Here is a 14,501-nt window from a genome sequence, read left to right as displayed (position 1 = left end):
GTCGCTTAGTCCTGCTTGAACTCTGCCAGGCCGCGGTAGGGAGCCGCAGCGCCCAGCTCCGCCTCGATGCGCAGCAGGCGGTTGTACTTGGCTACCCGGTCGGAACGGCACAGGGAGCCGGTCTTGATCTGGCCGGCGGCAGTGGCCACCGCCAGGTCGGCGATGGTGGTGTCTTCAGTTTCGCCGGAGCGGTGGGAGATCACCGCGGTGTAGCCGGCATCCTTGGCCATGGCGATGGCATCCAGCGTTTCACTGAGGCTGCCGATCTGGTTGAACTTGATCAGGATGGAGTTGCCCACGCCGCGCTCGATACCCTGCTTGAGGATTTTGGTGTTGGTCACGAACAGGTCGTCGCCCACCAGTTGTACCTTGTCGCCGATCTTGTCGGTCAGCAGTTTCCAGCCATCCCAGTCGGACTCGTCCAGGCCATCCTCGATGGAGATGATCGGGTGGGCGTCGGCCAGGGCCGCCAGGTAGTCACAGAACTCGGCGCTGGAGAACTGCTTGCCCTCGCCCGCCAGGTCGTAGACACCGTCCTTGTAGAACTCGGAGGCGGCACAGTCCAGGGCCAGGGTCACGTCCACACCCAGCTCGTAGCCAGCCTTGGCCACCGCCTCGGCGATGGCTTCCAGGGCCGCCTCGTTGGAGGGCAGGTTGGGGGCGAAGCCGCCCTCGTCCCCTACCGCGGTGTTGAGGCTGCGGGCCGACAGGACTTTCTTCAACTGGTGGAAGATTTCCGCACCGGCGCGCAGGGCCTCGGCGAAGGAGGTGGCGGCGACCGGCTGCACCATGAATTCCTGGATATCGACGTTGTTGTCCGCGTGCTCACCGCCGTTGAGGATGTTCATCATCGGCACCGGCATGCTGAACTCGGTGGTGCCGTTAATATCGGCGATGTGCTGGTACAGCGGTACGCCCTTGGTCTGGGCAGCCGCCTTGGCGGCGGCCAGGGAAACGGCGAGGATGGCATTGGCGCCGAAGTTGGCCTTGTTCTCGGTACCGTCGGCTTTGATCATGAGGTCGTCCAGCTCGCGCTGGGCGATTGCGTCCACACCCAGCAGCAGGTCGCGAATGGGGCCGTTCACATTGGCCACGGCCTTCAGCACACCCTTGCCGAGGTAGCGGCTGCTGTCGCCGTCGCGCAGTTCCAGTGCCTCACGGGACCCGGTGGAAGCACCGGAGGGGGCACAGGCTGAGCCGACATGCCCTGATTCCAGTGTGACTTCGGCCATCACCGTCGGGTTGCCCCGGGAATCCATTACTTCGAAGGCCTGTACGTTGGCTATCTTGCTCATGAGATGTGCTCCGTTTCGAATGATTGCGTCGAATGATCGCGTTCAGGAAATTGTCAGTGCCGGCAAGCTCTTGACCAGGTCATCCACCGCCTTGACCTGGGCCAGGAAGGGCTCCAGCAGATCCAGTGGCAGGGCACTGGGGCCGTCGCAGAGGGCTTTGTCCGGGTCGGGGTGGGCTTCCAGAAAGAGGCCCGCCAGCCCCGTGGCCATACCGGCGCGGGCCAGGTCGACCACCTGCCCCCGGCGCCCGCCGGAGGCCGCGCCACCCGGGTCGCGGCACTGCAGGGCATGGGTCACGTCAAAAATCAGCGGCACATTGCCGCAGGTCTGCTTCATCACTCCGAAGCCCAGCATGTCGACCACCAGGTTATCGTAGCCAAAATTACTGCCGCGTTCGCAGATCATCAACCGGTCGTTGCCACACTCGCGGAATTTCTCCGCCACGTTGGCCATCTGGCTGGGCGCCAGGAACTGGGGCTTCTTGATGTTGATGATGGCGCCGGTAGCGGCCATCGCCGCCACCAGGTCGGTCTGCCGGGCCAGGAAGGCCGGCAACTGGATGATGTCGCACACGGCCGCCGCCGGCGCCGCCTGTTCCGGGGTGTGCACGTCGGTGATGACCGGGACGCCGAAGGTGGTTTTCACCTCATCAAGGATTTTCAGGCCCTCGTCGAGGCCGGGACCACGGAAGGAGTGGATGGACGAGCGATTGGCCTTGTCGAAGGAGGCCTTGAATACGTAGGGAATGGCGAGCTTGGCGCACACTGCCACGTAGTGTTCGGCCGCGGCCAGGGCCAGCTCGCGGCTCTCCAGCACATTGATACCGCCGAGCAATACGAAAGGGGCGTGGTTGGCGATAGTGATATCGCCTATCGTCAGGGTTTCAGTACTCACGGTACGTGATCCTCGATCGGCCCGGGCCGGGGGCCCGGGCAGTTACTGGTATCAGTCCTGCGCCGCGGCGGCGTGGGCCAGCGCCGCTTCCACGTAGCTGGTAAACAGGGGGTGGCCACCGCGGGGACGGGACGTGAATTCGGGGTGGAACTGGCAGGCGACAAACCAGGGGTGGTCCGGCAGTTCGATCATCTCCACCAGGGAGCGATCGGCCGACCAGCCACCAATGCGTACACCGGCGTCCTGCAGCTGCTGGATGTAGTTGTTGTTGATCTCGTAGCGGTGGCGGTGGCGTTCCATCACCGACTCCTTGCCGTAGATCTCCCGTACCCTGGAGCCCGGCTCCAGGTGGCACTGCTGGGCGCCCAGGCGCATGGTGCCGCCGAGGTCGGAATTCTCGTCCCGGGTTTCCGTGCTGCCGTCCACGTTCTGCCATTCGGTGATCAGGCCGACAATGGGGTGAGGCGTGGAGGGTTCCATTTCGGTGGAGTGGGCCCCTTCCAGGTGGCAGACATTACGGGCGTATTCGATCAGGGCCACGTGCATGCCGAGGCAAATTCCCAGGAAGGGCACCTTGTGTTCGCGGGCGTAGCGCACGGCGGTGATCTTGCCTTCGATACCGCGATCGCCAAAACCGCCTGGCACCAGGATGGCGTCGGCTTTCTCCAGCACCGCGGTGCCGTCGCGTTCGATGTCCTCGGCGTCGATGTAGTCCACTTCGACCTCGGCCAGGGTCTGCAGGCCGGCGTGCTTGAGAGCCTCATTCAACGACTTGTAGGCATCCAGCAGGTCCATGTACTTGCCGACCATGGCGATGCGCACCTTGCCCCGGGTATCGGAGAACTCCCGGCGCAGCACCTCGTCCCACTCGGACAGGTCGGCCTTGTCGCACTTGAGGCCAAAGCGCTCCACCACGATATCGTCCAGGCCCGCCTTCTGCAGGATGCCCGGGATGCGATAAATGGAGTCGGCATCGGGCAGGGAGATCACCGCGCGCTCTTCCACGTTGGTGAACAGGGCGATCTTCTTGCGCGCGCCCTCGTCGATTTCCACCTCGCTGCGGCACAGCAGGATATCCGGCTGCAGGCCGATGGAGCGCAGTTCCTTCACCGAGTGCTGGGTGGGCTTGGTCTTGGTCTCGCCGGCGGTGGCAATGTAGGGCACCAGGGTCAGGTGCATCAGCAGGGCGCGGCTGGACCCCACCTCGATACGCAACTGGCGAATCGCCTCGAGGAAGGGCTGGCTCTCGATGTCACCCACGGTACCGCCGATTTCCACCACGGCCACGTCGGCATCGCCGGCGCCGAGGATGACCCGGCGCTTGATCTCGTCGGTGATGTGCGGAATCACCTGCACGGTGCCGCCGAGGTAATCACCGCGGCGCTCCTTGCGCAGAACGGCATTGTACACCCGGCCGGTGGTGAAGTTGTTGCTCCGGCGCATGTTGGCGTGGGTGAAGCGCTCGTAGTGCCCCAGGTCCAGGTCGGTTTCGGCGCCGTCCTCGGTGACGAAGACCTCGCCGTGCTGGAAGGGACTCATGGTGCCCGGATCGACGTTGATGTACGGATCCAGTTTGAGCATGGTGACCTTCAGGCCACGGGCCTCCAGCACCGCCGCCAGGGATGCGGCTGCGATCCCCTTGCCTAGAGACGAAACCACACCACCGGTGACGAAGACATATCGCGTCATGAAAAGCCTACTGTACGCTGTTGTTCGGGACACACAAAACCCGCACTCCGGGTCGCACGCGGGGGCGACAGACAGAGCGCGGGTACTGCAAAAAGATGGGAAATCAGACTAGCAGAAAGCGGCATTTGGCTCAATCGGCGGCGGTGGCAGAATTTCGCTCCCAGCGCACTTGCCAGCGCTTGCGACTCGCCCTATGCCCCTCTTCGACGTCCCCGGAGCAGTACCAGCAATCTGCCACCGCCAGTAATTCCTCGCCGCGGTAGAGCAGCGGCAGTCGCTCCCGCCACCAGGGCGGCACAGCGGCCTCCTGCAGCAGCTTCTTCAGGCTGTGGCTACCCTCTCTGCTGGCAAGGCGACAACGCTCGCCGCCCCTGCGAAAGCGCAGGGTCAGACGCTCTTCCGGGGCGAGCACAATACCCGGCTCTCCCTCACCCGCCGGCACCAGGCTCAGCCGCCCCAGTCCGGGGTGTGTCAGGGGGTTCCCGGCGCCCAGCTCCAGCCCTTCGGCGGCCCGCCAATCCGGCGTCGCGGGCAGCCGATACAGCTCCCCCAGGAAGCGCTGAAACACCGCACCGTCGACGACCAGCCGCGGCTCACGATCGGCCGCAGCCTGCCCCAGCTGACGCAGGAATTCCAGCAAGCTGGCCCGATCGGGGGCGCGCAGCCCCTGCTGCCGCAACCAGCGCCGGAGCAGCCGTGCGGCCTGGGCATCCCCCTGTTCCAGCACATCATCCAGGGGCAGCCCCGGGTCGCCAAAGCGATTGTGGAGCGTCGTGATCGGGGGCAGGTCCTCTGCCAGCGCGTGGGCGGCCGCCTGTTGCTCGAGGGCAGCGCGGCTCACTGTGGCCCGGTATCCCGGCCAGCGCTCGGCTAACATAGGCAGCACCCGGGACCGCAGGTAATTGCGGTCCAGGTCGGTATCGCGATTGGAGGGGTCCTCGATCCAGGACAGGTTGTACAGGCGGGCGTAGGCCAGCAGCTGTTCCCGGGGAAATTCCAGCAGCGGTCGATGCAGCTGCCCCTCCCCCAGCGGGCGACTGGCTGCCATGGCGCCCAGCCCCTCCACCCCAGCGCCACGCAGCAGGCGCAGGAAAAAGGTCTCGACCTGATCGTCCTGGTGGTGGCCCGTCAGCAGGACTTCACCTTGACCCAGGCGGTTCGCAAACACCGCTTGCCGGGCGTCGCGGGCGGCGGCTTCCAGGCCGCGCCCCTGCACCGCTACCGCAACTCGCTGCGCATCAAAGTTCACCCCCAACCCCTCGCACTGCTGCTTGCAATGCGCCAGCCAGCTGTCGGCCTCCGCCTGTAACTGGTGGTGGACATGCAGCGCGGTGAGAGCAGGCAGGCCGGGGTTGATCCGGCGTGCGTTGACCAGCAGGTGCAGCAGCACCGTGGAGTCGAGTCCCCCGCTGTAGGCCACCCACCAGTGGGGGGCAGTTGCCAGCGGAAGCAGCTGGTGGAGAACGTGATCGACAGTGAGTGCGGACGAGGCCACGGCTATCGGGGGCCGGCCCGCGGGGGCCGGGGCGCGTTAGTTGCCGTAGGACATCAGGCGCTGATAGCGCTTTTCGAGCATTTCATCCAGCGGCATCTGCTGCAGCCGGTCGAGCTCGCCAATCAGGTGTTGCTGGATACGCTCGGCCATCTGGCCGACATTGCGGTGGGCCCCACCCAGCGGCTCGGGGATGGTGGCATCGACAATGCCGAGCTCCTCCAGCACGCTGGAGGTTACCCCCATCGCCTGGGCTGCATCCGGCGCGAACTCCGAACTCTTCCAGATGATGTTGGCGCAGCCCTCGGGGGAAATCACGAAGTAGGTGGCGTACTGCAGCATCGCCAGGTGGTCACCCACGCCAATACCCAGGGCGCCACCAGAGCTGCCCTCCCCGATCACCACGCACATAATGGGCGTAGCCAGGCGGGACATTACCGCCAGGTTCTGGGCGATGGCCTCGGAAATGCCGCGCTCTTCGGAGTCGATACCGGGGTAGGCCCCGGGGGTATCGATGAGGGTCACCACCGGCATCTTGAAGCGCTCGGCCATTTCCATCAGGCGCAGGGCCTTGCGGTAACCCTCGGGCTTGGGCATGCCAAAGTTACGCATGACCTTGTCCTTGACTGCCCGCCCCTTCTCCTGGCCGATCACCATGACCGGGCGTCCCGCCAGGCGCGCTACCCCGCCGACGATCGCGCGGTCGTCGCCGAAGCGACGATCACCGTGCAGTTCATCGAACTCGGTGAAAATACGGGGAATGTAATCCAGCGAATAGGGCCGCAGGGGATGGCGCGCGACCTTGACGATGTCCCAGGGACTGAGGTTGCCGTAGATTTTCTCGGTGAGCTTGGTGCTCTTTTCTCGCAGCTTCTCGATTTCCTCGCTGATATTGATATCAGCGTCTGAGCCCACGTGCTGGAGCTCTTCGATCTTGACTTCCAGCTCGGCAATGGGTTGTTCAAAATCAAGATAGTTGGGGTTCATTCGTCCTGGGCCCGGCTAATTCGTATAAGTCGCACAGTGTACAAAAAATAGAGGACGGATACCTAATGCGATCAGCACGGCATCCGTTCTTTTTCTTCGGCAGCTCATTGCACGGCCATTACACGCTTGTTATCCGACCTTTTATCCGACTTTTTATCCGACTTTTTATCCGACAAGGCTGATCATCACCCCGGCGGCCACCGCGGAGCCGATTACCCCGGCCACATTCGGCCCCATGGCATGCATCAGCAGGAAGTTCTGCGGATTGGCCTCGAGGCCGAGCTTGTTCGACACCCGCGCAGCCATCGGCACCGCCGATACCCCGGCCGACCCGATCAGCGGGTTCAGCGGCACACTGCTGAAGCGATTCATCAGCTTGGCCATCAATACCCCGCAGGCCGTGCCAATGCCGAAGGCGACAATGCCGAGCCCGAGAATGCCCAGGGTCTCGATATCGAGAAACTTGCTGGCCACCAGCTTGGAGCCCACCGACAGGCCGAGAAAGATGGTGGTGATGTTGATCAGGGCGTTCTGGGCGGTATCCGACAGGCGCTCCACCACCCCGCACTCTTTCATCAGGTTGCCGAAACAGAACATGCCGAGCAGGGGCGCCGCGTCCGGCAGCAGCAGGGCCACCAGGATCAGCAGCACCAGCGGGAACACGATTTTCTCCCGCCTGGACACATGCCGCAGCTGCTTCATCTCGATAGCGCGCTCTTCTTTTGTCGTCAGGAGGCGCATGATCGGCGGCTGGATCATCGGCACCAGGGCCATGTAGGAATAGGCCGCCACCGCGATGGCGCCCAGCAGATCCGGGGCCAGAACGCTGGAAACGTAGATGGCCGTCGGCCCATCGGCGCCACCGATAATGCCGATTGCGGCGGCGTCGGCGATGCTGAAATCCATCAGCCCGAGTGCGGTCAGGCCCACCGCGCCCAGCACCGTGGCGAAGATGCCAAACTGGGCGGCGGCGCCGAGGAACAGGGTGCGGGGATTGGCCAGCAGGGGGCCGAAATCGGTCATCGCCCCAACCCCCATGAAAATCACCAGCGGCGCCACACCGGAGGCGATGGCCACGGTATAGAAGTTGTAGAGCATGCCGTTGTTGTAGCCGGCGCTCTCGGCCAGCCCTTTCAGGGCCATCTGCGCCACCGGCCCCGCGCTGTCATAGGCGGCCATGATCGCCTTGATGCCGGCATCGGCAGGCAGGCTGAACAGCTGCGCCACCTCCGCCAGCACCCGGGGGTCGGCGTGATGCAGGGCATTCTCCACCGCCGAGTAGGCGAGGCCCGCCCCGGGGATGTTGGCAAGGATGCCGCCAAAGCCAATTGGCACCAGCAACAGGGGCTCAAAGCCCTTGCGAATGGCCAGGAACAACAGCAGCAGGCCGATCAGGATCATGATCGCCTGGCCGATCTCCATCTGCACCAGTCCGGAGGCGTGCCACAATGTGAGCAGGTTTTCCATGCGGTCTTATCCCAGCTTGATCAGCGCATCGCCCACTTTCACGGCGTCACCGACTTTCACGCAGACCTCGCCGACACTGCCATCCCGGGGTGCCCTCACCTCGGTTTCCATCTTCATGGCCTCCAGCACCAGCACCACGTCACCGGAGGAGACGGCATCACCGGCGGCCACGTTGATCCGCACGATATTGCCCGCCAGCGGAGCCGGCAGGGGTTCACCGCCGCCAGCTGGCGCCGGGGCGGGAGCGGGCGCCGCAACAGGCGCCGCCGACTGCACCGACGTCACCTCGCCGCCGTCGGCCACTTCAACCACATAGGACTGGCCGTTGACACGAACTGTGTACACTGCCGGGCCCTCCTGGGGAGCGGCCGGCGCGGCGGGTGCTGCCGCAGGGGCCGCAGGCTCGCTGCCCGGCGCCGGCTCGAAGGCGTCCGGATTACCGCGATTCTCGAGGAACTTGAGCCCGACCTGGGGGAACAGGGAGTAGGTCAGTACATCGTCGATCTCACCCTCCCCAGTGGTCAGCTTGATACCTTTTTCGCCCGCCAACTTACGCAGCTCGTCACTCAGGGTATCGACCTCCGGGCTCAACAGGTCCGCGGGGCGGCAAGTGATGGCCTCACCGCCCTCCAGCACCCGCTGCTGCAGATCACCGTCCACCGGTGCCGGCGTGGCACCGTACTCGCCCTTGAGTACCCCCGCGGTTTCCCGGGAAATCGACTTGTAGCGCTCCCCGGTAAGCACGTTGAGTACGGCCTGGGTGCCAACGATCTGTGAAGTTGGCGTGACCAGCGGAATGTAACCCAGGTCCTTGCGCACCCGTGGAATCTCCTCCAGCACCTCGTCGAGGCGGTCCGCAGCGCCCTGCTCGCGAAGCTGGTTTTCCATGTTGGTCAGCATCCCGCCCGGCACCTGTGCCACCAGGATGCGGGAGTCGACACCGCGCAGTGATCCCTCGAATTTCGCGTATTTCTTGCGCACCTCGCGGAAGTAGGCGGCAATGGATTCCAGCTTTTCGATGTCCAGGCCGGTATCGCGGTCGGTGCCCTGGAGAATGGCCACTACAGTCTCGGTGGGCGAGTGGCCATAGGTCATGGACATGGAGGAAATGGAGGTATCGACATTGTCGATGCCCGCCTCCACGCACTTGAGAATGGTGGAGGTGGACAGCCCGGTGGTGGCGTGACACTGCATGTGGATCGGAATATCACAGCTGGCCTTGAGGCGCTTGACCAGTTCATAGCCGTCGTAGGGCCGCAACAGCCCCGCCATATCCTTGATGGCGATGGAGTCGGCGCCCATGTCCTCGATGCGCTTGCCCTGCTCCACCCAGGTATCGATGTCGTGCACCGGGCTCAAGGTGTAGGAGATGGTGCCCTGGGCGTGCTTGCCCACCTGCTTGACCGCCTTCAGCGCCACTTCGATGTTGCGCATATCGTTCATGGCGTCGAACACGCGGAACACGTCTACCCCGTTGACCGCTGCCCGCTCGACAAACTTGGCCACCACGTCGTCGGCGTAATGGCGATAGCCGAGGATATTCTGACCCCGGAACAGCATCTGCTGAGGCGTATTGGGCATGGCCTTTTTCAGTTCGCGGATACGCTCCCAGGGGTCCTCGCCCAGGTAGCGGATGCAGGCATCGAAGGTCGCCCCGCCCCAGGACTCGAGCGACCAGAAACCGACCGCGTCCAGTTTCTCGGCAATGGGCAGCATGTCATCGAGCCGCACCCGAGTCGCCAGCAACGACTGGGAGGCATCCCGCAGTACCACATCGGTGATGCCCAGGGGACGTTTAGTTGCTTCCATGACAGGATACCTCTTTCACTGGTAAGGCCGTGCGCCGGGATCAGCGACGGTTGCGATGTTGATGAATGGCGGCACTGATCACCGCGACAAGCTGGGGGTCGGCGGCCGGGTCGGCGGCAAGGGCGGCGGCCTTGCGCGGCGCTGGCAGTTCCGGTTCCGGCTCGGGAAAGTAGCGTTCCACCAGGCGCGACATGACAGTCGTGGCGAGCACCAGCAGCGCCAGGAACACCACCACGGTGCCCATGCCGTACAGCATGAGCTCGAGCCCCTGATCGATAATGCCGGCCTGCATGATTCCCCCTGGTTGCCTGCGGCGTCTGAAACAAGTCAGGTATCATAAAGCAGGACGGTGGCCGATGACCAATAACGCCAAAGTGGCATTCCGCAGGGCGAGCCGCAACGCGTATAATCCCGCCCTGGCCCAATCAACCCCGGGGCCTGGACTTGACTCAAGGCGTCCGGGCCGGCATCAGCGACTAACGCAAGAACAGCACCATGCGACTCATGCTCGCCCCCATGGAGGGGGTTATCGACCACACCATGCGCCACCTGCTCAGCTCACTGGGCGGGCTGGACCGCTGCGTCACCGAATTCCTGCGGGTGAGCGATCGCCTGCTGCCACCGCGGGTGTTTCACCGGATCTGCCCGGAACTGGCGAGCGCGGGAACCACTCCGGCCGGGGTACCGGTATACCTGCAACTGCTGGGCGGGCAGCCACAGCCGATGGCGGAAAACGCTGCGCGGGGGGCGGAACTGGGCGCGCCGGGTATCGACCTCAACTTTGGCTGCCCGGCAAAAACCGTCAACCGCTCCGACGGCGGTTCCATCCTGCTGCGCGAACCGGAGCGGGTCGGCGCTATTGTCGAGGCGGTGCGCCAGGCGGTGCCTGCGACCACCCCGGTGACCGTGAAAATACGCCTGGGTTACGACGACGCCGAACGCTTCCGGGACAATATCCAGGCCATTGCCGGGGCCGGCGCCAGTGAACTGACCATTCACGCCCGCACCAAGCGCCAGGGTTACCGGCCCCCGGCCCACTGGGACCAGATCGCCCTGGCGCGCCAGTGGCTGGCCATTCCAGTGATCGCCAACGGCGAGGTGTGGAGTCTTGAAGACGCCCGCCGCTGCCGTGACGTCAGCCAGTGCGGCGACCTGATGCTGGGCCGTGGGGCACTGTGCCGCCCCGACCTGCCGCGCCTGCTGCGCGCCGCCGACAGTGGGGAGGACATCGCACCGCTGGCCTGGGCCGAGGTCTGCGACCTCATCCTGACCTTCTTCGACCTGACCCTGGCGAGCTACGACGCCGACTGCGTCGGCAATCCGCTGAAGCAGTGGCTGGTCTACCTGCGCACCTATTACCCCCAGGCGGCGCTCCTGTTCGAACGGATCAAGCGCTTGCGTAAGCCGGCCGATCTGCAGCAGTTGCTGCTGCAGGAACAGGTCGCGCAAAACCCGGCGGCCGCCGCCTGAGGCCGTCGCCGGCGGCAGAGATCAGACTGCCGTTTGTCCGCCGTCGATCACCAGCGCAGATCCGGTGACGAAACGCGCCTCATTCGAGGCGAGGTAAGCCACTGAGCCGGCAATTTCCTCCGGTTCGGCCATGAAGGGGGTGATGGGCGACATCCGCCCGAACAGGGCCAGGTCCGCTCCCTCCGGAGCCTGGGCATTCTGGATCAGCGGCGTATTCACGCCCCCAGGACACACCGCATTCACCCGAACGCCCCGACTGGCATACTCTACGGCCAGCGCCCTGGAAAAGTTCAGCACCGCGGCCTTGCTGGCGCAATACGCTGAATTGTAGGGCAGCCCGGCAATCCCCGCGGTCGAGGCGATGTTGACGACATTGCCGCCGCTTTCCAGCAGGTGGGGCATGGCGGCCAGGCAGAGCACGAACACCGAGTTGATGTTCACGTCCATCACCCGGCGCCAGCGCTCGGCCGTCAGATCGGTAAAGTTGGCCGTGCACACCATGCCCGCGATATTACAGAGAATATCCAGCTGGCCGTAGGCGGCCACACACTCCTGCACGGCCTCGGCACAATCGGCGTCGTCAGTCACATCCAGCACCCGGAACCGGACTTCTACCCCGCGTTCCCGCAGGGCGGTCATTTCCCGCTCCAGGCCCTCTGCGTTGATATCACAGGCAAACAGGCGCGCGCCCTCCTCGCCAAGGCGCCGTGCCGTGGCCAGGCCGATACCCGACGCCGCCCCCGTGATAAAAGCGACCTTGTTTTCGAATCGATCCACGCCGTCCTCCACTGCCAGGGAAAATCAAAGTGCCTGAAGTCTATCCGGCCGCGGCCGCGGTGACAGAGCCCGCTGCAACAAAACCCCGGGGTGGCTGCAGAAGTTATACCCCGGAGGGCTTATCTGCGGGGTCGTGTAGTAAGCGTTCCCGGGACTGCGGCAAGTGCCATTACAGGAGAGGACTGCCGCCCCCAGGGGCGGCAGTTATCGGTTATCAGCCGTTGTCGCTGGGCAGGAAGGAGTAGTGCTCGGCGTAGTACAGCATCTGCTCCTCGAAGGTTTCGGGGTAGCTGACGGTCACGTCGACAATTTCGCCATTCTCCACCACCGGCTCCAGGTAAGGATTGACGAAACCCTTGTAGGGAGCCACGTCCAGCGCCGCGTAGCGCTCGATGACTTCTGCGTGGAGCTCCGGATCGACCTGGGTGCCATAGTTCTCAACCAGGTGCTGGATCGCGTCGAAGTCACCCTCGGACTTGATCCGCTGCAGTTCCCGCAGTTGCTCACCGAACAGGCCGCGCAGTGCCTGGTAGTCGTTGACGACAAAATAGGTCTTGCCGTCGCGCTCGCGGCGCTCGATGACATTATCCTCTTTGCCCATATCCATAGCCCAGCGAGCCACCATGGCGCGGTTGCGCATGTGCGCTTCCTCGATCAGCTCACCCGGCTTGAGCCGGTACAACTGGGTCATGATGCCATTGCGGATGTAGCCATCGTACTCGGACTTGCCGGCGTCCATGTCGGGCATGACGCCCAGTTCCACCAGCTTGGGGTCCATCATGTAGTAGAGGGCCACCAGGTCGGCCCGCCCCTCTTCCAGGGTGGAAGAGTACTGTTTAAGGGTTTCCTTGGGCGTTCCCACTCCGGGGTTGATCTTGCCAGAGGCATGGCCGATCACCTCGTGCATGTCGGTATGCAGGGCACCGGTCACTACCTTGTACTTCTCCGCACGCTCGATTTCCGCTTCATCCCAGGCGAATTCGTGCAGGGCCTTGCTCGGTATGGCGTCATAGGCCTCGACAACGTTGGACAGGTTCACCGACTTGGAACCGTGTCCGGCGCGAATCCAGTTGGCGTTCGGCAGGTTGATGCCGATAGGCGTGCTGGGAGAAGCGTCGCCACTTTCGGCAACAACGGTAATCGCCTTGCCGAGAATGCCTTTGACATTGGCGCGTTTGTGCTCGTCCATGATCGGCGAGTTGTCCTCGAACCACTGGGCCTGGGCACCGATGGCGGCGATACGCTTGCTGGTCTCGATATCGCGGAAAGAGACCACCGACTCGAAGGAGCCACGGTAGGCGATGGGATCGTTGTAGACTTCGATAAAGCCGTTGACTACATCGATCCGGGAATCGCTGTCCTCGACCCAGGCAATGCTGTATTCGTCGAAGGTATGCAGGTCACCGGTTTGGTAGTACTTCACCAGCAGTTCCAGTGCCTTGCGCTGTTTGTCGTTCTCCGCGACGGCAACGGCCTTGTTCAACCAGACAACAATCTGCTCGATGGCCGGCGAATACATGCCGCCCACCTTCCACACCTTCTCTTCCAGTTGGCCCTCAGCGTTTTTGACCAGCTTGGAGTTGAGGCCGTGAGAGACAGGCTCATCGCCGTCATCGGCGGATTGGGCGGCGTAGAAATCCCGCACTTCCTGCTCGGTCACATCCTCACCGTAGAAATTCACGGCCGAGGCAGCCACCTTGTCGACATCCGCGGCGGTGTTTACCTTCTTGGGTGCGATGGCGGGGTCGAAGATGACGGGCGTCAGTTCGGTAATGAGGCCGGCGACATCCTGGCCTTCGGCCAGCGGCAGGTCATCCGCCTCGGCAACGGCATTAACGTAGCCAGCGAAGTCCTCGGCACTGAAAGCAGGCTGGAACTTCAGGGTGGAGTAATGGTGGTGAATGCCGTTGGCGAACCAGACCTGCTTGGCGTAGGTCATGAAGTTGGCGAAAGCTTCAGTGCTGCGATCACCCGGGTAGTTGCGCACCACCGATTCCAGGGTGCGACGGATACGCAGGTTATAGCGGTAGTTCTGGTCCCACATGATATCCCGGCCGGCGTACGCGGCCTGGTGCAGGTAATACAGCAGCTCTTTTTGTTTGAGGCTGAGATCCTCAAAGCCGGGCACCTGGTAGGCCAGTACCTGGATATCGGCGAAGCGATCGATGACGTAGCGGAAGCTTTCCGCCGGTGCCTCGACGCTGGCGGTGGACTCGGCGTGAACTGCCGCGGGCGCGGTCGCGCTGGCGGCGGGGTCGGGCGTATTGCTGTCGTTACACGCCACCAGCAGCGCTGCGGCGACGGGAGCCAGAAGGAGTTTTTTCATAGGATCCTGCTATTTTTCTGATTGGGCGCGAGGGTGGTGCGCCGGAGTCGCACCGCGTGACCGGGTGGGTCGCCACGGGACGGTTTGCTCAAATTTTCGCCAGATTGTGTCACCTGCCTATTTCTTAGCCAGGCCTCGGCGAGGGCGCTATCATACCGGCTAAAGCCGGACCGCGCACGGAGACGAATTGTGCGAATTAAAGTTGAGGAAAACGGTCACTTTTTCGTCATAACCCGATAATCCCTATAATGACGCCACCGGCCACAAGCCAGGCTCTATCAATCAAAGGATCAGC

The 14,501-nt window shown here is 63.6% G+C and carries 11 protein-coding genes; 1 reads left to right on the top strand and 10 read right to left on the bottom strand.

Translation table 11 applies throughout. From position 1 onward, the window contains the following. Nucleotides 1-5: 5 nt before the first annotated feature. From eno to FV139_RS05680, 8 genes are all read right to left on the bottom strand, one after another. Nucleotides 6-1,295, bottom strand: coding sequence for a phosphopyruvate hydratase (gene eno, locus FV139_RS05715; protein ID WP_148067300.1), 1,290 nt, complete (start codon nt 1,293-1,295; stop codon nt 6-8). Nucleotides 1,296-1,337: 42 nt separating this feature from the next. Beyond that, nucleotides 1,338-2,189, bottom strand: coding sequence for a 3-deoxy-8-phosphooctulonate synthase (gene kdsA, locus FV139_RS05710; protein ID WP_148067299.1), 852 nt, complete (start codon nt 2,187-2,189; stop codon nt 1,338-1,340). Nucleotides 2,190-2,240: 51 nt separating this feature from the next. Further along, entirely contained in the window at nt 2,241-3,878 is a 1,638-nt protein-coding gene (locus tag FV139_RS05705) for a CTP synthase (protein WP_148067298.1), read from the bottom strand. Between the two features lie 130 nt (nt 3,879-4,008). Then, a complete protein-coding gene (gene tilS / locus FV139_RS05700) occupies nt 4,009-5,373 on the bottom strand; it encodes a tRNA lysidine(34) synthetase TilS (RefSeq protein WP_148067297.1) in 1,365 nt (454 codons plus the stop codon). A 36-nt stretch (nt 5,374-5,409) separates the two neighbouring features. After that, nucleotides 5,410-6,357, bottom strand: a complete 948-nt coding sequence (accA, locus tag FV139_RS05695) for an acetyl-CoA carboxylase carboxyl transferase subunit alpha (protein ID WP_148067296.1) — start codon at nt 6,355-6,357, stop codon at nt 5,410-5,412. A gap of 165 nt (nt 6,358-6,522) precedes the next feature. Next, complete coding sequence (locus FV139_RS05690) at nt 6,523-7,824, bottom strand: sodium ion-translocating decarboxylase subunit beta (RefSeq protein WP_148067295.1); 1,302 nt, start codon at nt 7,822-7,824, stop codon at nt 6,523-6,525. 6 nt (nt 7,825-7,830) lie between these two features. Then, entirely contained in the window at nt 7,831-9,633 is a 1,803-nt protein-coding gene (gene oadA, locus FV139_RS05685; RefSeq protein WP_148067294.1) for a sodium-extruding oxaloacetate decarboxylase subunit alpha, read from the bottom strand. Between the two features lie 40 nt (nt 9,634-9,673). Then, nucleotides 9,674-9,925 (bottom strand): OadG family protein, encoded by a 252-nt coding sequence (locus tag FV139_RS05680; protein WP_148067293.1) that lies wholly within the window; start codon nt 9,923-9,925, stop codon nt 9,674-9,676. A 203-nt stretch (nt 9,926-10,128) separates the two neighbouring features. Here FV139_RS05680 and FV139_RS05675 point away from each other — a divergent pair, with 203 nt between their 5' ends. Beyond that, entirely contained in the window at nt 10,129-11,103 is a 975-nt protein-coding gene (locus tag FV139_RS05675; protein ID WP_148067292.1) for a tRNA dihydrouridine synthase, read from the top strand. Between the two features lie 21 nt (nt 11,104-11,124). Here FV139_RS05675 and FV139_RS05670 read toward each other — a convergent pair whose 3' ends face one another. Next, on the bottom strand, nt 11,125-11,880 hold the full coding sequence (locus tag FV139_RS05670) for an SDR family NAD(P)-dependent oxidoreductase (protein WP_148067291.1): 756 nt from the start codon (nt 11,878-11,880) through the stop codon (nt 11,125-11,127). A gap of 214 nt (nt 11,881-12,094) precedes the next feature. Next, entirely contained in the window at nt 12,095-14,206 is a 2,112-nt protein-coding gene (locus FV139_RS05665) for a dipeptidyl-peptidase 3 family protein (protein WP_148067290.1), read from the bottom strand. Nucleotides 14,207-14,501 lie beyond the last annotated feature (295 nt).

Source organism: Parahaliea maris (genome assembly GCF_008064665.1).
Taxonomy (GTDB): domain Bacteria; phylum Pseudomonadota; class Gammaproteobacteria; order Pseudomonadales; family Halieaceae; genus Parahaliea; species Parahaliea maris.
The sequence above is the reverse complement of the archived record's forward strand: the minus strand, read 5'-3'. Positions and strand labels throughout refer to the sequence as shown.

What these genes read in the sequence shown, in the direction of transcription:
- eno (WP_148067300.1), bottom strand. Translation starts at nt 1,295, where the DNA reads ATGAGCAAGATAGCCAACGTACAGGCCTTCGAAGTAATGGATTCCCGG.
- FV139_RS05705 (WP_148067298.1), bottom strand. Translation starts at nt 3,878, where the DNA reads ATGACGCGATATGTCTTCGTCACCGGTGGTGTGGTTTCGTCTCTAGGC.
- accA (WP_148067296.1), bottom strand. Translation starts at nt 6,357, where the DNA reads ATGAACCCCAACTATCTTGATTTTGAACAACCCATTGCCGAGCTGGAA.
- FV139_RS05690 (WP_148067295.1), bottom strand. Translation starts at nt 7,824, where the DNA reads ATGGAAAACCTGCTCACATTGTGGCACGCCTCCGGACTGGTGCAGATG.
- oadA (WP_148067294.1), bottom strand. Translation starts at nt 9,633, where the DNA reads ATGGAAGCAACTAAACGTCCCCTGGGCATCACCGATGTGGTACTGCGG.
- FV139_RS05680 (WP_148067293.1), bottom strand. Translation starts at nt 9,925, where the DNA reads ATGCAGGCCGGCATTATCGATCAGGGGCTCGAGCTCATGCTGTACGGC.
- FV139_RS05675 (WP_148067292.1), top strand. Translation starts at nt 10,129, where the DNA reads ATGCGACTCATGCTCGCCCCCATGGAGGGGGTTATCGACCACACCATG.
- FV139_RS05665 (WP_148067290.1), bottom strand. Translation starts at nt 14,206, where the DNA reads ATGAAAAAACTCCTTCTGGCTCCCGTCGCCGCAGCGCTGCTGGTGGCG.